At 64.9% G+C, this 18,967-nt stretch carries 16 protein-coding genes; 9 read left to right on the plus strand and 7 right to left on the minus strand.

What is annotated here, in order from left to right; all coding sequences use genetic code 11:
• Nucleotides 1-13: 13 nt before the first annotated feature.
• Both era and DEF76_RS17450 read left to right on the plus strand, forming a co-directional pair.
• Nucleotides 14-904, plus strand: a complete 891-nt coding sequence (gene era, locus DEF76_RS17445; protein ID WP_114913377.1) for a GTPase Era — start codon at nt 14-16, stop codon at nt 902-904.
• A 13-nt stretch (nt 905-917) separates the two neighbouring features.
• On the plus strand, nt 918-2,159 hold the full coding sequence (locus DEF76_RS17450; protein WP_162800735.1) for a GGDEF domain-containing protein: 1,242 nt from the start codon (nt 918-920) through the stop codon (nt 2,157-2,159).
• A 71-nt stretch (nt 2,160-2,230) separates the two neighbouring features.
• Here DEF76_RS17450 and DEF76_RS17455 read toward each other — a convergent pair whose 3' ends face one another.
• Nucleotides 2,231-3,406: a pyridoxal-phosphate-dependent aminotransferase family protein gene (locus tag DEF76_RS17455; RefSeq protein WP_114913379.1), complete on the minus strand. Its 1,176-nt coding sequence runs from the start codon at nt 3,404-3,406 to the stop codon at nt 2,231-2,233.
• 269 nt (nt 3,407-3,675) lie between these two features.
• Here DEF76_RS17455 and DEF76_RS17460 point away from each other — a divergent pair, with 269 nt between their 5' ends.
• On the plus strand, nt 3,676-4,590 hold the full coding sequence (locus DEF76_RS17460) for a Vgb family protein (RefSeq protein ID WP_114913380.1): 915 nt from the start codon (nt 3,676-3,678) through the stop codon (nt 4,588-4,590).
• 9 nt (nt 4,591-4,599) lie between these two features.
• On the opposite strand, the gene DEF76_RS17465 is transcribed toward DEF76_RS17460, so the two are convergent.
• Entirely contained in the window at nt 4,600-5,733 is a 1,134-nt protein-coding gene (locus tag DEF76_RS17465) for an ABC transporter substrate-binding protein (protein WP_114913381.1), read from the minus strand.
• A 174-nt stretch (nt 5,734-5,907) separates the two neighbouring features.
• Between DEF76_RS17465 and DEF76_RS17470 the strand changes: the two genes are divergently transcribed.
• Genes DEF76_RS17470 through DEF76_RS17490 form a run of 5 tightly spaced genes read left to right on the plus strand, consistent with a single transcriptional unit; the run spans nt 5,908 to nt 10,391 of the window.
• Nucleotides 5,908-7,164, plus strand: a complete 1,257-nt coding sequence (locus DEF76_RS17470; RefSeq protein WP_114913382.1) for an ABC transporter substrate-binding protein — start codon at nt 5,908-5,910, stop codon at nt 7,162-7,164.
• 8 nt (nt 7,165-7,172) lie between these two features.
• On the plus strand, nt 7,173-8,048 hold the full coding sequence (locus DEF76_RS17475) for a branched-chain amino acid ABC transporter permease (protein WP_114913383.1): 876 nt from the start codon (nt 7,173-7,175) through the stop codon (nt 8,046-8,048).
• Nucleotides 8,041-8,961: a branched-chain amino acid ABC transporter permease gene (locus DEF76_RS17480; protein WP_114913384.1), complete on the plus strand. Its 921-nt coding sequence runs from the start codon at nt 8,041-8,043 to the stop codon at nt 8,959-8,961. The genes DEF76_RS17475 and DEF76_RS17480 overlap by 8 nt, the downstream gene beginning before the upstream one ends.
• Nucleotides 8,951-9,688: an ABC transporter ATP-binding protein gene (locus DEF76_RS17485; RefSeq protein ID WP_114913385.1), complete on the plus strand. Its 738-nt coding sequence runs from the start codon at nt 8,951-8,953 to the stop codon at nt 9,686-9,688. Before DEF76_RS17480 ends, DEF76_RS17485 begins: the two co-directional genes overlap by 11 nt.
• Nucleotides 9,678-10,391, plus strand: a complete 714-nt coding sequence (locus tag DEF76_RS17490) for an ABC transporter ATP-binding protein (protein ID WP_114913386.1) — start codon at nt 9,678-9,680, stop codon at nt 10,389-10,391. The genes DEF76_RS17485 and DEF76_RS17490 overlap by 11 nt, the downstream gene beginning before the upstream one ends.
• 12 nt (nt 10,392-10,403) lie before the next feature.
• Here DEF76_RS17490 and DEF76_RS17495 read toward each other — a convergent pair whose 3' ends face one another.
• On the minus strand, nt 10,404-12,083 hold the full coding sequence (locus DEF76_RS17495) for a formate--tetrahydrofolate ligase (RefSeq protein ID WP_114913387.1): 1,680 nt from the start codon (nt 12,081-12,083) through the stop codon (nt 10,404-10,406).
• 140 nt (nt 12,084-12,223) lie between these two features.
• On the opposite strand from DEF76_RS17495, the gene DEF76_RS17500 reads away from it, so the two are divergent.
• Nucleotides 12,224-13,318, plus strand: a complete 1,095-nt coding sequence (locus tag DEF76_RS17500) for an SMP-30/gluconolactonase/LRE family protein (RefSeq protein ID WP_205216051.1) — start codon at nt 12,224-12,226, stop codon at nt 13,316-13,318.
• Nucleotides 13,319-13,349: 31 nt separating this feature from the next.
• Here DEF76_RS17500 and DEF76_RS17505 read toward each other — a convergent pair whose 3' ends face one another.
• Genes DEF76_RS17505 through DEF76_RS17520 form a run of 4 tightly spaced genes read right to left on the minus strand, consistent with a single transcriptional unit; the run spans nt 13,350 to nt 18,957 of the window.
• Nucleotides 13,350-14,972, minus strand: coding sequence for an ABC transporter ATP-binding protein (locus DEF76_RS17505; RefSeq protein WP_114913388.1), 1,623 nt, complete (start codon nt 14,970-14,972; stop codon nt 13,350-13,352).
• Nucleotides 14,969-15,997, minus strand: a complete 1,029-nt coding sequence (locus DEF76_RS17510) for an ABC transporter permease (protein WP_114913389.1) — start codon at nt 15,995-15,997, stop codon at nt 14,969-14,971. The genes DEF76_RS17505 and DEF76_RS17510 overlap by 4 nt, the downstream gene beginning before the upstream one ends.
• Complete coding sequence (locus DEF76_RS17515; protein ID WP_114913390.1) at nt 15,994-17,076, minus strand: microcin C ABC transporter permease YejB; 1,083 nt, start codon at nt 17,074-17,076, stop codon at nt 15,994-15,996. The genes DEF76_RS17510 and DEF76_RS17515 overlap by 4 nt, the downstream gene beginning before the upstream one ends.
• Nucleotides 17,077-17,085: 9 nt before the next feature.
• Nucleotides 17,086-18,957, minus strand: coding sequence for an extracellular solute-binding protein (locus DEF76_RS17520; protein ID WP_114913391.1), 1,872 nt, complete (start codon nt 18,955-18,957; stop codon nt 17,086-17,088).
• Between the last annotated feature and the right edge of the window lie 10 nt (nt 18,958-18,967).

Below are 18,967 nucleotides of genomic sequence, written 5' to 3' on the forward strand. Positions count from 1 at the left end.
CGTGGAGCCAAGAATGACCTCGCGCTGCGGCTATGCCGCGATCGTCGGCGCCCCGAACGCCGGCAAATCGACGTTGCTCAACCGCCTCGCCGGGGCCAAGCTCTCGATCGTCACGCCGAAAGCGCAGACGACGCGCTTTCGGGTCCTCGGCATCGTGCAAGAGGGTGCGGCGCAGATCCTGCTCGTCGATACCCCCGGGATTTTCGCGCCGCGCCGGCGCCTTGACCGGCTGATGGTGGACGCAGCCTGGAGCGGGGCGGCGGACGCCGATATCGTGCTGCTCTTGGTCGATGCCCGCGCCGGTCTCACCGAGGGTGTGCGCGCCATCGCGGCGGGGCTGGCTGAAGCGGCGAAAAAGCGGCGCTGCTGGCTGGTGCTGAATAAGGTCGATCTCGTCGCCGCACCGCAATTATTGCCGCTGACGGCGGCGCTGACCGATGTGCTCGCCTGCGAGCAGGTGTTCATGATCTCGGCCGCGACCGGCGATGGTGTCCCCGCATTGCGCGCCGCCCTCGCGGACGCGATGCCGGCCGGGCCGCATCTCTATCCCGATGACGATCTCACCGATCTCCCGGACCGGCTGCTTGCCGCGGAAATCGTGCGTGAGCAGATTTTTCTTCAGACCTCAGACGAAATCCCCTATGCGGTAACCGTCGAGACCGAGAGTTTCCGCACCCTCGCCGGCGGCGCCGTGCGGATCGAGGCGGTGATCTATGTCGCGCGCGCCGGCCAGAAAGCGATCCTGATCGGCGAGCAGGGAAGGCGCATCCGTGCCATCGGCAGCCGCGCCCGCGCCGAATTGATCGCGCTTTGGGAGAAGCCGGTGCATCTTTTCCTGCATGTCAAGGAGCGGCCCGGTTGGGACGAGGAAACGGCGCGGCTGCGCGCGCTCGGCCTGGAATAGGGGGCGCCGGACGATGAGCGGCGACTGGGGGGATGACGGCGCCGATCTGCTGACATTTGCCGATCGCGCGCTCGCCGCGCCGGGCTGGCGGCTCACCTTCCCGCCGCCGCTGGAAGACGCCTTCGAACGCGATACCAGCCGCGATCGCTGCCGCCAATTGGCCTCGAGCCTGCTGCTCGGGGTCTTGCTCTATGATTCCTTCATCCTCGACGACGTCATTCTGAATTTCAGCCATGCCCGGGAAATGGCTTGGGTGCAGCTTGGGATCGTCACGCCGCTCGGGCTATTGTTCGCGGCTTATATCTGGCGCGAGCCGCCGAAATTCCGGCGTGAAGTCGCCGCCGCCCTGGTAACCCTGGTCGCTGCCGCCAGCGTCGCCTATTTCACCCATATCGTGCCCGCGCCGGTGCGGCTGCCGGTGATGTTCGGCCTGATCGTCATCATTGCCTTCGCCAACACCGTGCTCCATCTCCGCTTCGGCTATGCGCTGGCGGGCTCGCTCGGCACGCTCGCCATTTTCATCGCCGCGATGCGGGCGCCACCGATGCTCGGCTGGCCGATCGCGACCTATACGACGATGCTGGTCGGGGCCGCGATCGTTCTCACCCTGGTCGCCAATCATCGCCTGGAGCGGCAATTGCGCCGGTCCTATCTTTTCGGCCTGCGTGAGCGGCTGCTCGGGATCGGGCTGAGCGAGACCAACCGCCAGCTCGAACGGCTCTCCTATCATGACCCGCTGACCGGTCTCCCCAATCGCCGCATGCTCGCCGCCCGGCTCGCGGAGCTTTGGGATGCGCGTGCGGACGCGGCGATGGCGCCGGCGCCGGTCGGCGTGCTCGTCATCGATATCGATTTTTTCAAAATGTATAACGACCATTACGGCCATCCCGCCGGCGATGCCTGTCTGCGCGCCGTCGCGACGCTGCTGCGCCAGCATATGCGGGCTGGGATCGATCTGATCACCCGCTATGGCGGGGAAGAATTCCTTGCCGTGCTGCCGGGTCTCGATCTCGACGCCTGCGAGGGTATCGCCGAGCGTATCCGGACGGCCGTGGCGGCGGCGCGGCTGCCGCATCAGGGCCGCGGCCAGGATGGCGTGGTCACCGTCAGCATCGGCGTTGCCGCGGTGTCGCCACAGCTCGCGGTCAATCCCAGTGATGTGATCACCCGCGCCGACGCCGCCCTCTATCGCGCCAAGCAGGCGGGGCGGAACGCGGTGCGGGCGGCGCCGGTGATGTCGGCGGAAGGCCACTGAAAACAAAGAGCGAGTGCTCGTGAAAAACGCGACACGCGCGATCCTTCAGGGCCCGCCCAGCGCCGCTCACCTCATTCCGCGAATGACGCCATGGCGGCATCGAGAGCCCCGCCGCCATGCGGGACGCCGGCGCGCGTGAGGCTCATGTCGACTGCGGCGAGGGTGCCCATCACCATCGCCTCGTTGAGGTCGCCGAGATGGCCGATGCGGAAAACCTTGCCGCCGAGCGCGCCAAGGCCGCCGCCGAGCGAGACATTGAAACGCTCACGGGCGATGGCGCGCACCGCCTCGGCGTCGAACCCTTCCGGCATCAGGATGGTGGTGACGGAATCAGAGAGCCGCTCCGGAGTGATGCCATAAAGCTCGGGGCCGTGATTGCCCGCCCAGGCGCGGACCGCAGCGCGCACCCCGCCTGCGAGGCGATGATGGCGGGCAAAGACGTTCTCTAGCCCCTCCTCCTCGAGCAGGCGGAGGGCTTCGCGCAGACCATAAAAGAACGTCACCGGAACCGTGCCCATGAAGCTCTTGTGCGGGCGCGACAGCATGGCCGTCCAGTCGAAATAGCCGCGCGCGAGCCCCGCCTCGCGATGCGCCGCCATGCCGCGCTCGGAGACCGCGGTGAAGCTCAAGCCGGCGGGCAGCATCAGCCCCTTCTGGCTGCCGCCGACCACGGCATCGATCCCCCATTCGCTCATGCGGAAATCGAAACTGCCGAGCGAGGAAATGGTGTCGACGAGGAACAGCGCCGGATGGCGGGCGGCATCGATCGCGGCGCGGATTGCCGGCAGCGGCAAAACGAGCCCGGTCGAGGTCTCGTTATGGACGGCGCAGACGGCGCGGATCGTGCCCTTGGCATCGGCGCGGAGGGCTTTTTCGACCGCCGCGATATCGGCGCCGCGCCGCCAGTCAGCGGCAACGGTCTCGACGGTGAGGCCAAGGCGCGCCGCCATCGCCGCCCAACTGTCCGAAAAATAGCCGGAGGCGATCATCAGCAGCCGGTCGCCGGGCGAGAAGAGATTGACCAGCGTCGCGTCCCAAGCGCCGTGGCCCGAGGCGGTATAGAGGAACAATTCGCCGCTGTCTTGGCGTAAGACGCGCTGCAAGCCGGCGCGCCCCGCCTCATAGACGGCAAAAAACGCCGGATCGTTGAAATCGACCGAAGCATGCGCGGTCGCCAAGAGAACGCTGTCGGGGATGTTGGTCGGGCCGGGATTGGCGAAGAAATGGCGGCCACGGGGGGAAATCATGACGTCTGCACTCCGTTATGCGGTTCCGCCGGACGATCGTCCTTCACCGGAACCCGAGGCTTTGTCGAGGTAAGTTTTCGTCCTGTCAACGGCGGCGCCCTCCTGCTCGCCGTGGTGCTCAGGGTCTGGGTGCGTCTCGCGGCCTTGTGATTTTTGTTGGCAGATAGGCCTTGACCCGCAGGGTCCGGCAAATGCTTACTTCTCGTTAATATTAAGAGCGGCGTGGTTGGGCCGCGTCGGCACCCACGGGTGGAAGCGAGGGAACAAACATGCGCCGAAAAGCACTTCTTGCCGCCGCCATCGTGCTGGCGGTGGCGGCCTCGTCCGAGGCGAAGGCCGGGGAGGATCTTTATGTTACCAACTATAACGGCAACACGATCGGGGAATACGATGCCGCAACCGGGGCGGCGATCAACACATCCCTAGTCTCCGGGCTGAGCGGCCCGGTCGGCATCGCGGTGTCAGGAGCGGATCTTTTCGTCGCCAATTCCACCGCCGGGACGATCGGGGAGTACAACGCTAGCACCGGGGCGGCGATCAACGCATCCCTGATCTCGGGGCTGAACTCCCCGGAGGGCCTCGCGGTGTCGGGATCGGACATCTTCGTCGCCAATCTCCTTGGCGGCACGATCGGGGAATACAATGCCACTACCGGGGCGGCGATTAACGCTTCCCTGGTCTCGGGGCTGAGCTTCCCGTACGGCCTCGCGGTGTCGGGACCGGACCTCTTCGTCGTCAACGCCGCCGCCGGCACGATCGGGGAATACGCTACCTCCGGGAACACGGTGAACGGTACCCTGGTCTCAGGGCTGAGCTTCCCGAACGGCGTCGCGGTGTCGGGATCGGACCTCTTCGTCGCCAATTTCAGCGCCGACGCGTTCGGGGAATATAGTACCGTGAACGGGTCGGCGACCAATGCTTCCCTGATCTCGGGGCAGCTCGGGCCGTTCGGCGTCGCTGTGTCGGGATCAAACCTCTTCGTTACCAATGTCGGCGCCAACACGATCGGGGAATACAATCTCAGCACCGGGGCGATGGACTCGTCGTTCGTCTCCGGACTGAATGGGCCGGCATTCATCGCCATCGCCAATCCGTCCTCCTCCGTTCCCGAGCCAGCCAGCCTCTCACTCCTCGCCGCCGGCGCGCTCGGCCTCGCGGCTTTCCGCCGCCGCGCGCGGGGCTGAGGCGGCGGCTCAGCCCGCAACCGGGAACTCGACATGGCGGATGAATTTCAGCTTCCCCTTCTCGTTTTGCACGACGTTATAGCCGTGTAGCCCATCGCCGTTGGCGTCGAAATTATAGACGCCCTCGGCGCCCGGATAGCCGCGGATGGCGAGGATGGCGCTGCGGATCGCCGCCGGATCGGTGTTGCCGGCGGCGTTGATCGCGCGGGCGAGGATGTGCATCCCGTCATAGGTCCAGCCATTATCCGGCTGCGCGCCGCCATAGGCGCGGGCATAGGCGGCGGCGAAAGCGCCGGCGGCGGCGCTCGAATCGACGTTGAAATCGGCGATGCCATAGCTCCCCCAAAGCGCCGGGCCGGCGAGATGGAGCGTCACCGGCGAGGCGATGGAGGGTGAGCCGACCCAGGGGATAGTAAGGCCGAGCTGGCGCACCTGGCGGGCAAACACCGCCTGATCCGGCTCGAAGGTGAAATAGCTTCCCATGATGTCAGCCCCCGAGCCGCGCACGGCGAGCACGACGGGGGTGAAATCCGGCTGCTGATTGGCGTAGCCCTGGACCAGAACCGGCGCAACGCCAAGCGCGTCGAGGGCTGCGACCAGCGCCTTCATGCCGTTCGCGCCGAAGGCATCGGTTGAATAGACCACCGCCCATTTGCGTTTTTTGAGGTCGTTCACGCCAAAATCGGCGATCACCCGGGCGGAGTAGAGATCATTCGGGCGGCAGCGAAACAGCCACGGATTGCCGCTATGGGTCAGCGTCGGGTCGGTGCCGCCGAACATCACCGGGCGGGCGACGCGGGCGATATCGGGCGCCATCGCCTGCATCTGGGTCGAGCGGATGGAGCCGATATAGCCGACGCAATCGCCCCGATTGGCGAGCCGGCTGAAGGCCAGCACCGCGCCGGGGTTGGTCGTTTGGTCGTCTTCCACGATCAATTCGACCGGCCGGCCGAGCACGCCGCCGGCTTGGTTCACCTCGTCCATCGCGAGGCGGGCGCTGTTGAGCTGAATGCGCCCGGGCTCGGCGGCGGGGCCGGTGAGCGGCGAGACCATGCCGATCTTGAGCGTCTCGGCGGCGCGGCCGCGCGCGGCGGCAACCAGGGTGAGGGCGCCGGTCAGGGCGGCGCGGCGGCTCATCGGCATGGACATTCCTCCGTGGTTTTCTGGTGCTTTCAAGCAGCCTTGCGACAAGTCTAACGGCTCGAAGCGAATTTGTCGCCTGATCCGCGCCTCTTTCGGTGTGACCGGGCTCGCATTGACCCCTATCGCGCCACGCCCTAGTTTCCCGGGCAAAGGAAGAGATCGGGGGAGGCTATCATGGCAGCGTTGCGGCAATGGCGGTATGGCTTGGCGGTTTTCGCCGTCTTGGTCGCATCGGTGCTGGCCGGCGGCGCGCGCGCCGACGAGGCGCCGGCGGAGATCAAAATCGGCCATCTCCACGCCGGCTCCGGCCCCTATGCCAGCATTTCGATGCCGGTCTATCTCTCCCTCAAACTCTGGGTCGATCAGCAGAATGCCAATGGCGGCGCTTTCGTCAAAGCCTATGGCAAGAAAATCCCGCTCAAGCTGATTTCCTATGACGACCAGAGCAATCCCGGCACCGCCGCAACGCTCACCAATCAGCTCATCACCCAGGACAAGGTCGATCTTCTGATCTGTGATTCGGGCTCGGTGCTGACCGCGGTTTCGGTGCCGATCGCGCGCGAGCACAAAATGTTTCTGTTCGACCCGACCGGCACGGGCGCTGCGTTCTTCAGCAAAGACAATCCCTATATCGCGCTGCTCGCCGATCCGGTGTCCACCGTCTGGCCGCGTTATCTCTGGGAATTTTTGAAGAGCGACGGCGCCAAGCTTGGCCTCAAGCGTGTCGCCCTGCTTTATTCCACCAATGATTTCACCGGAACCCAGGCGAATGCCATCCGCGCCGCGTTGAAAGAACCAGGCTCGCCGGTCGAAATCGTCTTCGACCAGGGGGTGCCGACCAGCACCTCTAATTACGCCGTGCTGATCGACAATATCGCGGCGACCAACCCCGATATCGTGCTCGAACTCGGCTATGTCGGCAACGATATCGCGTTTTTGCGCAATCTTCAGGAATCGGGGCAGAAATTCAAAGCCGTCTTCACCCTCTATCCCGGCATCGAGACCAATGTCCTGCTCAAGAATGTCGGGGCGCAGGGCTTGGCCGGCATCTTCTCCTATGTCACCGCCCTCGGCCTCACGCTCAAGCCGGAAGTCGGCATGACGGTCGAGGAATTGCGCGCGGCGTTCGAGAAAGCCTATGGCGAAGGCGGGGTCGAATTCGGCTGGAACGCGATCGCCGGACACGTCACCGGCCTCGTCGTCGGCGAGACGCTGGCGCATGCCGACAGCCTCGCCCAGCCCGATCTCCGCCGCGCCATCTTCGGGCTTTCGGGAAAGCTCAAAACCCTGGTCGGCACCTTCGAACTGCGTGACGATGGCGCGCAGATCGGCGAATTGACGCCAATCGGCCAGTTCGATGCCTCAGGCAAGCTCGGCGTCGTCTATCCGCCCGATCTCGCGACCGCCAAGCCACATCTCGCCGCGCCCTGATCGCCGCGATGCTGGCGCACGCGCTGCTCGGGGGGGTGATCTATGGCTGCTATTTCGCCCTGGTCGGGCTTGGGCTCAATCTCGTTTTCGGCGTCATGCGCATCGTCAATCTCGCGCATGGCGACGTTTTGATGCTCGGCGCTTATGCCGCGTTTTTTCTGTTCCACCTGTTTGGCCTCTCTCCCTTCATCGCGGCGCCGGTGGTGATCGTCGGGTTTTTCCTGCTCGGCTTGCCGTTTTATTATCTCGTCGTGCCGCGTCTCGCCCTCGCCAAAGATGCCGAGATGCTATCGCTCATTCTCTTCTTCGGCATCCAGCAGATCATCGAGGCGTTGGCGGCGATCGCGTTCGGTTCGTCCGAGCGTTCGATCCCCGGGCGGGTGCTCGGCATCGGGCCGTTTCACCTGCTCGGCGAGACCCTGTCGCGCGCCTGGGTGATCGGCGGCGCCATCGCCGCGGCCGCGGTGCTCGCGCTCTATCTCTATCTTTATCACACGCGGAGCGGGCTTTTGACGCGCGCGGTGATGGCGAGCCGCGAGGAGGCGCTGGCGAGTGGCATCGACATGCATCGCATCTCGGCGCGCGCGTTCGCGATCGGGCTCGCGCTCGCCGGGCTCGCCGGCGTGTTCGCGCCGTTCATGCTCGGCAGCGTCACCCCGGCGATGGGCACCAGCGTCAATCTCGCGGCGTTCGCGGTGATCATCGTCGGCTCGCTCGGCAACCCGCTCGGCACCGTCGCCGGCGGCTTGATCTATGGCGTCGGGTTGCTCCTCATGCAGACCTATGCCAGCGCCTGGGCCGATCTTCTGCCCAATCTTCTGCTGATCGGGGTTTTGCTCGTGCGGCCAACCGGATTGCTCGGGCGGCGGGTGCGGCTTGCCTAGAGCCGTGCGCGATTTTCTCGCGGTTGGGCTGCCGGTGGTCGTGATCTTCGCGCTGCTGCCCTTGATCTATGCCAATCAATTGCTGCTGTTCAACTTCGTCCTGTTCCTCATCCTGGCGCAGGGGCTGAACGCGATTTACGGCTTCACCGGCTATCTGCCGTTCGGCTATGTCGGGTTTTTCGGCGCTGGCGCCTATGGGTTTGCGCTGGCGGTGATGCATCTCGCGGCACCGCCGGGGCTCGCCCTCGCCCTCGCCGGGCTCGCCGCCATCGTCTTGGCGATGATTTTGACGCCGCTTTTGCGGCTTTCCGGCGCCTATTTCGCGATCGCCAATCTTGCCGCAGCGCAAGCGGTCTATCAGGTCATCGCCAATCCGGCGCTGCAAGAGATCACCAAGGGCCCCTATGGCGTCTCGCTCGCCAGCGTGTTTGCGCCGCGCCTGAGCTATGGCGCCGCCCTTCTCATCCTCGCCGGGGTTTTCGCCCTCGTCGCCTGGCTCCGCCATGGCCGTTTCGGCCTCGCCCTTCAGGCTGGGCGCGACGATCCGGTCTCGGCGGCGATGGCCGGCATTCCGGTGGTATCGGCGCGCATCATCGCCTGGCTGATCTCGGCGCTGATCGCTGGCCTCGCGGGCGGGGTATTCGCCTGGCACATCTCGGTCTTCTATCCCGAAACCGCCTTCGATCTGTCGTTTTCGATTTTTGCCATCGTGTTCACGCTGTTTGGCGGAGCCGCGACGCTCACCGGGCCGATCGCCGGTGTCCTCTTGCTCTATGGGCTCTATAACCTGATCGGCATCTCGGTGCCGCAATATTTCCAGCTCATCTATGGCGCGCTGATCGTCGGCTTGGTGCTGTTCCTGCCGCGTGGCCTCGCCTCGCTGTTGCAGCGGAGGGGGATCGATGTCCCCTGAGCCGCCGCCGCTCCTTGCCGTCGATCGCCTGGTCAAGCGCTTCGGCGGGTTTCGTGCCCTCGATGGCGTCAGTTTTTCGCTCAGGGCCGGCGAAGTGCTCGGCCTCGTCGGCCCCAACGGCTCGGGCAAGACCACCTGCATCAACACCATCTCCGGCCTTTACCCGCCGGATGGTGGCGCCGTGCGTTTTGCGGGCGAGCGGCTCGGCGGCCTTGCCCCGCACCGGCGCGCGCGCCTTGGCATCAACCGCACGTTCCAATCGCCGCGTCCCTTTGCGTCGCTGACCGTGCGCCAGAACGTCGCGCTCGCCGCCGCTTATGGCCGCCGCCACGGCGCGGGGGAGACCGTTTCGCTCGCGGCGTTGCTCGCGATGCTCGAACTCGATCATCTCGCCGACCGGCGCGCCGAGGATCTCAACAGCGCCCAGCAAAAACAGCTCGATCTCGCCCGCGCGCTGGCGACCGGGCCGCGGCTTTTGCTCGTCGATGAACTCGCCGCCGGGCTCAACCCGGCGGAGCTGACCCGCATGGCCGAACGCCTCGCGGCGCTGGCCCGCGACGGCATGGCGCTCCTCGTCGTCGAGCATCTGCTGAGCTTTCTCGACCGGCTCACCGATCGGGTGATCGTGATGAATGCCGGGCGCGAGATTTTCGAGGGAACGCTCGCCGCCGCCACCCGCGAGCCCGAAGTCGTGCGGGTTTTTCTCGGGAGCGACCATGCCGGCTGATCCTCCCCTCCTCGCCGCGCGTGGCATCGAGAGCGGCTATGGCAAGGTCCAGGTGCTATGGGGCGCGGAACTCGCCGTCGGCGCACGCGAAAGCGTCGTCTTGCTTGGGCCGAACGGCGCCGGCAAGACCACCGCCTTGAAAGTGCTGCTCGGCCTGATGCCGGCCTGGCGTGGCACGATCTCTTTCGCCGGCAGCGATATCACCCTCTGGCCAAGCGACCGGCGGGTGCGCGCAGGCATGGCCTATATGTCGGAAATCGGCGTTTTCACCGCCCTCAGCATCGCCGAAAACCTTGCGATCGGCGGCCAGTTCGCGCAACCGGCAGCGCTTCGGCGGCGGCTTGACATCCTCTATGACGCGTTCCCCGACCTCGCCGCCCGCCGCTCGGCCGCCGCCGGCAGTCTCTCGGGCGGGCAACGCAAAATGCTCGGCATCGCCAAGGCGCTTGCCGGCTCGCCGCGGCTTTTGGTGATGGATGAGCCCTCGGCCGGGCTCTCGCCGCTTTTCGTCGGCCAGGTGATCACCATTTTGCGGCAGTTCCACCAGGATGGCCTTGCCCTCTTGATCGCCGAGCAGAACGTCAAGTTCCTCGATCTCGCCGAGCACGTGATCACCCTCGAAGGCGGCCGCACCGGGTTTTCCGGCGATGTCGCGACCTTGATGGCCGATGACCGGCTGCACCGCGCGTATTTCGGGCTGTGAGGAAAGCCCCCCTCAGGAAAGACCGACGATTTCGCCCCGTTCATCGAGGCCGATATGTTCGGCGGCGGGATGGCGGGGAAGCCCGGGCATGGTCATGATCTCGCCGGCGAGCGCGACGACGAAGCCGGCGCCGGCGGCGAGCCGCACGTCACGAACCGGCAGGACATGCCCGCTCGGGGCGCCGAGCAGGGTCGGATCGGCGCTGAAACTATATTGGGTTTTCGCAACACAGATCGGCAAATGGCCAAAACCCGCTTCCTCGAACGCCGCCAAGCGCTTTTGCGCCGGCGCCGCGAGCGCGATATCGGCGGCGCGGTAAATTTTGGTCGCGATGGTGCGGAGCTTCTCGGCAAGCGGTAGCGCCGGCGCATAGAGCGGGCGAAAGCGCGCGGTTTTGCCGGCGACCGCCGCCGCGACCGCTTCCGCCAGCGCCGCCGCCCCGGCCGAGCCCTCCGCCCAATGCGTGCAGCGCACCGGCTCGATAGCGTGCGGCGCCAAGGCCTCTCGCAGCGCCTCGAACTCCGCCCCGGTATCGCCGGGGAAATGGTTGAGCGCGACCACGACAGGCAGCCCGAAGCCGCGCATATTCTCGATATGGCGGATCAGATTGGCCGCCCCCGCCGCGACGGCGGCGGGATCCTCGCGGCCGAGTTCGGCGCGCGCCCGCCCGCCATGCATCTTGAGCGCGCGGAGACTGGCGACGATCACCGCGCAATCGGGCGCAAGACCGGCGCTCGGGCATTTGATGTCGAGGAATTTCTCGCCGCCGAGATCGGCGCCAAAGCCGGCTTCGGTGACGACGAAATCGGCGAGCTTCAAGCCGAGCCGGGTCGCGATCGCCGAGTTGCAGCCATGCGCGATATTGGCGAACGGCCCGCCATGGACCAGAGCCGGGGAGTGCTCCAGCGTCTGCACCAGATTGGGCATGAGGGCCTCACGCAATAGCGCCGCCATCGCGCCAGCGGCTTTGAGATCGGATGCGGTGACGAAACTGCCATCGCGCCGCGCGCCCACGATCATCCGCCCGAGGCGGGCCTGCAGATCGGCGCGGTCGGCGGCGAGACAAAACGCCGCCATCACTTCCGAGGCGACGGTAATGTCGAACCCGGTCTCGAGCGGCGTGCCGTTGGCGACACCGCCGAGGCCCGCAACCAGCGCGCGCAAGCTGCGGTCATTGACATCGAGCGCCCGGCGCCAGGTGATGCGGCGCGGATCGAGGCCGGCTTCGTTGCCCCAATAGACATGATTGTCGATCATCGCCGCGAGCAAATTATTCGCCGCGGTGATTGCGTGAAAATCGCCGGTGAAATGGAGGTTGATGTCCGCCATCGGCGCGATCTGCGCCCGCCCGCCGCCGGTCGCACCGCCTTTTTGCCCGAAGCACGGGCCAAGGCTCGGCTCGCGCAGGCAAAGCACCGCCCGCCGCCCGCTGGCATTGAGCGCATCGGCGAGCCCAATCGAGGTCGTGGTCTTGCCCTCCCCGGCCGGTGTCGGGCTGATGCCGACGACGAGGACCAGCGCGCCGTTCGGCCGCGCGGCAAGCCCGTCGATGAAATCGAACCCGATTTTCGCCTTGGTGCGCCCATAGGGCTCGAGCGCCTCAGCCGGAATGGCGAGGCGGGCGGCGATGTCGGCGATCGGGCGGAGCGGCGTTGCGCGCGCGATCTCAAGATCGATGTTTCCGGTGCTCATGGCGCTCGCTTTGGCATGGTTCGGTGGCGAAATCCATCCCCTTCATGCGCGAAAAGCGGGGGAGGTATGTCGTTCTATCCACGGGTACCGAACGGGGGTATAAATCACCTGTTCGTAAGAACCAACCAGGAGGAAAATCCATGTCATCGGTAGAACGACGCAGCCTTCTGCGTGGCCTCGGCGCGGGCGCCGTCGGCCTCGCGGGCCTTGCCGTCGGCGGGCCAGCGCGGGCGCAAAGCGATCCCGCCGGCACCATGCCGCCGCCGCGCGACTGGAACGATCCAACGACCGTGATCTATCCCGATCCGGCGTTCGAGGTTTTCGATCCGCGTTTCGCCAAATACAATGCCGGCACGACCTCGATCGAACGCATTTTCACCGGCGCCGTCTGGACCGAGGGGCCGGTCTGGTTCGGCGACTGGCACAGCCTGTTGTTCAGCGACATCCCCAATAACCGCATCCTTTGCTACAATACGATGACGCGGGAGACGACGGTCTTCCGCCACCCCTCGGGTTATGTGAACGGCAACACCCGCGACCGCCAGGGCCGTCTGGTCTCCTGTGAACAAGGCGGGCGGCGCATCAGCCGCACCGAATATGACGGCCGCATCATCACCGTCGTTGACAGCTATAACGGCAAGCGCCTGAATTCGCCCAACGGCGTCATCGTCAAATCCGACGATACGATCTGGTTCACCGATCCCACCTATGGCATCGGCGGCGATCATGAGGGCAATCGCGCCGAGCCGGAATTGCCGCGCAACGTCTATCGCTTCGATCCGCGTCGCAATCAACTCAGCGTCGTGGTCGGTGATTTCTCGATGCCAAATGGGCTCTGCTTCTCGCCCGATGAGAAGAAGCTTTACATCTCGGATACCGGCATCCTCGGCGGGCCGGACCCGAAACACACCCTGATCCGCGTCTTCGATGTCGGCGAAAACGGGAAATTGTCCAATGACCGCGTGTTCCATGATTTCAAGGGTGACGGCACCTACATCGCCGATGACATGCGTGTCGATGAAGACGGCAATCTCTGGTGCGCCGGCGGCTGGGGGCCGCCGACGATGAATGGCGTGCGCGTCTTCGCCCCTGATGGCACCCCGCTCGGCGCCATCGTGCTTCCCGAAGTGGGCGGCAATCTTTGCTTCGGCGGCCATCAGCATAACCGCCTGTTCATCGCCGCGAGCAAATCGATCTACGCGATCGATGTCGGCACACGCGGGGTGGAATACTGATCGATCGCGCTTGGCTGCGGGGGGCCGCGCCTCACGCCCCCCCCGCGGCGTCGCCGAAAGCGGCCTCCTCGCGCGGCTCAAGGTCGAAGGCGGCCTGCATCAGGGCTTGCGTGTAGGGGTGGCGCGGCGCATCGAAAATACTGTCCGCGTCCCCCTGCTCGACCACCTTGCCGTGGCGCATCACGACGACCCGATGCGCCAGCGCCCGCACAACGGCGAGATCGTGGCTGATGAACAGGAAGCTCACCGGATAGCGCCGCTGCAGATCGCGCAGCAAATCGACGATCTGCGCCTGCACCGAGCGATCGAGCGCGCTGGTCGGCTCGTCGAGCACCACCAGCGGCGGCTTTAAGACCAAAACACGCGCGATCGCGATGCGTTGACGCTGCCCGCCGGAAAACTCATGCGGATAACGCCGCATCGCCTCCGCCGGCAGGCCGACTTCCTCGAGCGCCGCCGCGACCCGCGCCATGCGCTCGGCCTGCGAAAGCTCGCGCGCATGCACGCGCAAGCCTTCCGCGACGATCTCGCCAACCGACATCCTTGGCGAGAGAGAGCCATAGGGATCCTGAAAGACGATCTGCATGCGCGCGCGCATCGCCCGCCAGGCGCGGCGATCGAGCGCGAGGAGATCAGTGCCCTCGAACAAAAGCTTTCCTTCGGCACGGGCGAGGCCGAGCAGGGCAAAGCCGAGCGTCGTCTTGCCCGATCCTGACTCACCGACCAACCCCACCGTCTCGCCGCGCCGGACGCTGATCGAAACCCCGTCCACCGCCCGCACATGGCCGACGGTGCGACGCAGAATGCCGCGTTGGATTGGGAAATGCACCGAAACGTCGCGGGCTTCGAGCCGCACCGGGGCGGCGTCGGGCAGCGGCACCGGCGGCCCCGACGGCTCGGCGGCGAGCAGCATGCGGGTGTAGGGATGCTCGGGGGCGGCGAAAATCCGCGCCGCCGCGCCGGCTTCGACGATCCGCCCCTCCCGCATGACGCACACCCGATCCGCATAGCGGCGGACGATGGCGAGATCATGGGTGATGAGAAGAAGGGCGAGGCCGCGCGACGCTTTGAAGCCTGCGAGCAGGGCGAGAATCTGCGCCTGGATGGTGACATCGAGCGCCGTCGTCGGCTCATCGGCGATGAGCAGTGCCGGGTCGTTGGCGAGCGCCATGGCGATCATCGCGCGCTGACGCTGGCCGCCCGACAATTGATGCGGAAATGCATCGAGCCGGTGCGCCGCATCGTCGAAGCCGGCCTGTTCGAGCAGCGCAATCACGCGCTCACGCAACGCCGCCCGCGGCATCCGGCGATGGACGCGAACCGCCTCCCCCACCTGCCGGCCGATCCGATGCAACGGGTTGAGGCTGGTCATCGGTTCCTGAAACACCATGCCGGCAACGCCGCCGCGCATCATCCGCAGCGTCTCGGGATCGGCATCGAGCACCGATTGACCGCCAAGCACGATACGCCCGGCATCGTTGCGCGCGCCGGGTGGCAGCAATTGCAAAAGCGAAAGCGCGGTGAGCGTCTTGCCCGAACCCGACTCGCCGACCAAGGCCAACGTCTCGCCGCGGTCGAGCCCGAAGGAAACGCCTTCGACGACATGGCGGTCGCCGAAGCAGACCGAGAGATTTTCGACGCTGAGAAGGGTCATGTCATGGTCTTGCGCGGATCGAAACTATCGCGCACCGCCTCGCCGATGAAAATCAGCAGCGTCAACATGCCGCCAAGGACGGCGAAAGCAATGATGCCAAGCCAGGGCGCCTGGAGATTGTTCTTGCCCTCGGAGACCAGTTCTCCGAGCGAAGGCGAGCCGGGCGGCAGGCCAAAACCGAGGAAGTCGAGGCTTGCGAGAATGGTGACCGAGCCCGAGAGGGTGAACGGGAGAAAGGTCAAGGTCGCGACCAAGGCATTGGGCAAAATATGGCGGAACATCACGGCGAGATCGGAAAGCCCAAGCGCGCGTGCGGCGCGCACGTAATCGAGATTGCGCCCGCGCAGGAATTCCGCGCGCACGACACCGGTCAAATTCATCCAACTGAACAAAAGCAGAAAAAACAGAAGCACGAAAAAGCCTGGGGTGATGATGCTGCCGAGAATGATCAGAAGATAAAGCTGCGGCATACCCGACCACATCTCGATAAAACGCTGGAACAAAAGATCGACGACGCCACCATAAAACCCCTGCAGCGCGCCGGCGATGACGCCGATCGCCGATGAAATCGCGGTGAGCGTGAAGCCGAACAGAACCGAGAGACGAAAGCCATAGATCACCCGCGCCAGCACGTCGCGTGCCTGATCGTCGGTGCCGAGCGGATTGCGCCAACTCGGCGGCGCCGGCGCCGGCTGCGGCAGATCCTTGACGATGCTGTCATAATGATAGGGAATGAGCGGCCACAGCATCCAGCCATGCGCGTTGATCGCGCGGGCGATTTCGGGGTCGGTGTAATCGGCCTCGGTCGGCATGAAATCCTTGCCAAAGGTATCTTCGCTGTAGTCAACGAAAATCGGGAAATACCAATGGCCTTCAAAATGGATCACCAGCGGCCGGTCATTGGCGATGAATTCCGCGAACAGGCAGATGACGAAAAGCGCCGCGAAAATCCAGAACGAGTAAAAGCCGCGACGATGGGCGCGAAATGCGGCGAGGCGCCGGCGCGCGAGCGGCGAGAGGGTCATCGCGGCCTGGCCTCGAAATCGATCCGCGGATCGACGACGGTATAGAGAAGATCGCCGAGAATCTGCATCAAAAGCCCGAGCAGGGTAAAGATGTAGAGGGTTCCGAACATCACCGGATAGTCACGCGCAATCGCACTCTCGAAGCCGAGCAGGCCGAGGCCATCGAGCGAAAACACGATCTCGACCAGAAGCGCCGAGGTGAACAGAATGCTGATGAAAGCCTGCGGAAATCCGGCAACGACCAGCAGCATGGCGTTGCGGAAAACATGGCCATAGAGCACGCGCTTTTCGCTCGCCCCCTTGGCGCGCGCGGTCAGCACGTAGTGCTTGCGGATCTCCTCGAGGAAGCAATTCTTGGTCAGCATGGTGAGGCTCGCGAAGCCGCCGACGGTGAGCGCAACCGTCGGCAACACCATATGCCAGAGATAATCGAGCACCCGCGCCGGCCAGGACCAGTTTTCCGCCCCGGCGCTCGCGAGGCCACGCAGCGGAAACCATTGCACGAACGAGCCGCCGGCAAACAAAACGACGAGCAGGATGGCGAACAGAAATCCCGGCACGGCATAGCCGATCAAGACCGCGACACTGCTCGCGACATCAAAACGGCTGCCGTCATGGACGGCTTTCATGATGCCGAGCGGTATCGAGACCAGGTAGACGATCAGCGTCGACCACACGCCGAGCGAAGCGCTGACCGGAAGTTTCTCGCGGATCAGTTGCAGAACGGTCTTGTCGCGAAAAAAGCTGCGGCCAAAAGCAAAATGCAGATAATCTTTCACCATCAGCCAGAACCGCGTGAGTGGCGGCTTGTCGAAGCCGAACATGCGGCGGATGTCGCTGACGATGTGCGGATCGAGCCCGCTCGCGCCGCGATAGAGCCCGCTTTGTCCCGGCATCGCCTCGCGTCCGCCAGCACCAGTCATGCGGCCGCTCATCTCGCCGCCATGCCCCTTCAGTTGCGCGATCATCTGCTCGACCGGGCCGCCCGGGGCAAATTGCACGACCGCGAAATTGATCGCGATGATGCCGAACAAAGTCGGCACCAAAAGCAACAAACGGCGCAGTAGATAGGCGGCCATCGCCGCCCCTCACTCCAGGCCAGCGCGGCGGGCGTTGTCGGTCTCCTCGGCGAGTTTTTCATCAACCCACCAGGAATCGAAGGCGAGGCCCGAACGCACCGGCTTGTCCGGCCGGCCGAAACGCCGCCAATAGGCAACCCGCACCGATTGCAGATACCAATGCGGCACCATGTACCAGTTCCACAGCAGAACACGATCGAGCGCGTGCGCCGCGGGCAGGAGATGATCATAATCCGGCGCGGTGACGACGTTCTGCACCAGCGCATCAACCACCGGATCAGCGACCCCCATCAGATTATCAGACCCCTCCTGCTTGGCCGCACCACTGCTCCAATAGCCCACCTGTTCGTTGCCAGGGTAATCCGATTGCGGAAACACGGCGACCGTCATGTCGAACGAAAACGTGTTGAGCAATTGCTGATATTGCGCCGGATCAACGGTCCGCACCGTCGCGGTAATGCCGAGTTTCGCAAGCCACTGGACATAGGGCAGCGCGACGCGCTCGAAGGCCGGCTCATCGAGCAGGATCTCGAACGTGAAAGGCTGCCCCTCTCCATTGGCGAGCATCCGGTCTTTGACCCGCCAGCCGGCCTGTTCGAGCAGACCCAGGGCTTTTTTCAAATTCGCGCGATTATTGCCGCTGCCGTCGGTGACGGGAAGGCTGAAGGGCTCGGTGAAAAGGGCGGGCGGCAGATGCGCGCGCCAGGGTTCGAGCAAGGCGAGTTCGGCGCCTTCGGGGACGCCGGACGATGCCATGTCGCTGTTGGAAAAATAGGAATGCGTGCGGGTATAGGCGTTATAGAAGAGATTGGCGTTGCACCATTCGAAGTCAAACACCAGATCCATCGCCTGGCGCACCCGGCGATCCTGAAAAAGCGGCCGCCGCGTGTTCATCGCAAAGCCCTGCATGCCGGTCGGGAGATGCTGCGGCAAGTTTTCCTTCTTTGCCAGCCCGCGCTGAATCGCCGGAAAATCGTATGCCGTCGCCCATTGCTTGGCGACATTTTCCTCACGAAACTCGACCTGCCCGGCCTTGAACGCCTCGAAGGCGACCGTGGTGTCACGGAAATACTCGACCTGGATGCGGCCGAAATTGAATTGCCCGCGCACCGTCGGCAGATCGAGCGCCCAGTAATCATGCACCCGGCGATAGGTGATGCTGCGACCAAATTCCGCTTTCTCGACCCGATAGGGGCCGGAGCCGAGCGGCATGTCGGTCAGCGGGCGGGAAAAATCCCGGTCTTTCCAGAAATGCCGCGGCAGTACCGGCATCTCGCCGAGAATGAGCGGCAATTCGCGATCCGGCGTCGGCTTCAGATGAAAGACGACGCGGCGGGCATCGAGCGCCTCGGCGCGTTCGACGTCGCCGTAATAGAGACGATAAAAAGGCCGCCCATCGCGGCGCAATGTGTCGAAGGTCCATACCACGTCATTTGCCGTCAGCGGCGCGCCATCATGGAAATAGGCGCCGTCGCGCAGCGTGAAAACGACGCGGGAATGATCGCGGGCGAGTTCGATGGTCTCGGCGAGATGGCCGTAAGCGGTGCTGGGTTCGTTGATATTGGCGCGGAGCAGCGTGTCATAGATGCGCCCGATATCGTCGGGCGCGCTGCCGCGGACGATGAAGCCGTTGAAATTATCGAAGCTGCCAATCGCCGAGAGCACCACCACGCCGCCCTTCGGCGCCGCCGGATCGACATAAGGGAAATGGCTGAAATCGCGCGGCAGGCCGGGTTTTTCGAGCAGCGTCACGACATAATCGGGGGGCTCGCCGCCGGCATCGGGCACGGCGTCGGCGACGCGCCAGAGACGCGGCTTGCGGGCAGCCGCCAGCGCCACCGGCAGCCCCGGCAACGCAACTAGAAAATCCCTCCGTTGCACCGTCTCACCC

The organism is Acidibrevibacterium fodinaquatile (assembly GCF_003352165.1).
GTDB classification, from domain to species: domain Bacteria; phylum Pseudomonadota; class Alphaproteobacteria; order Acetobacterales; family Acetobacteraceae; genus Acidibrevibacterium; species Acidibrevibacterium fodinaquatile.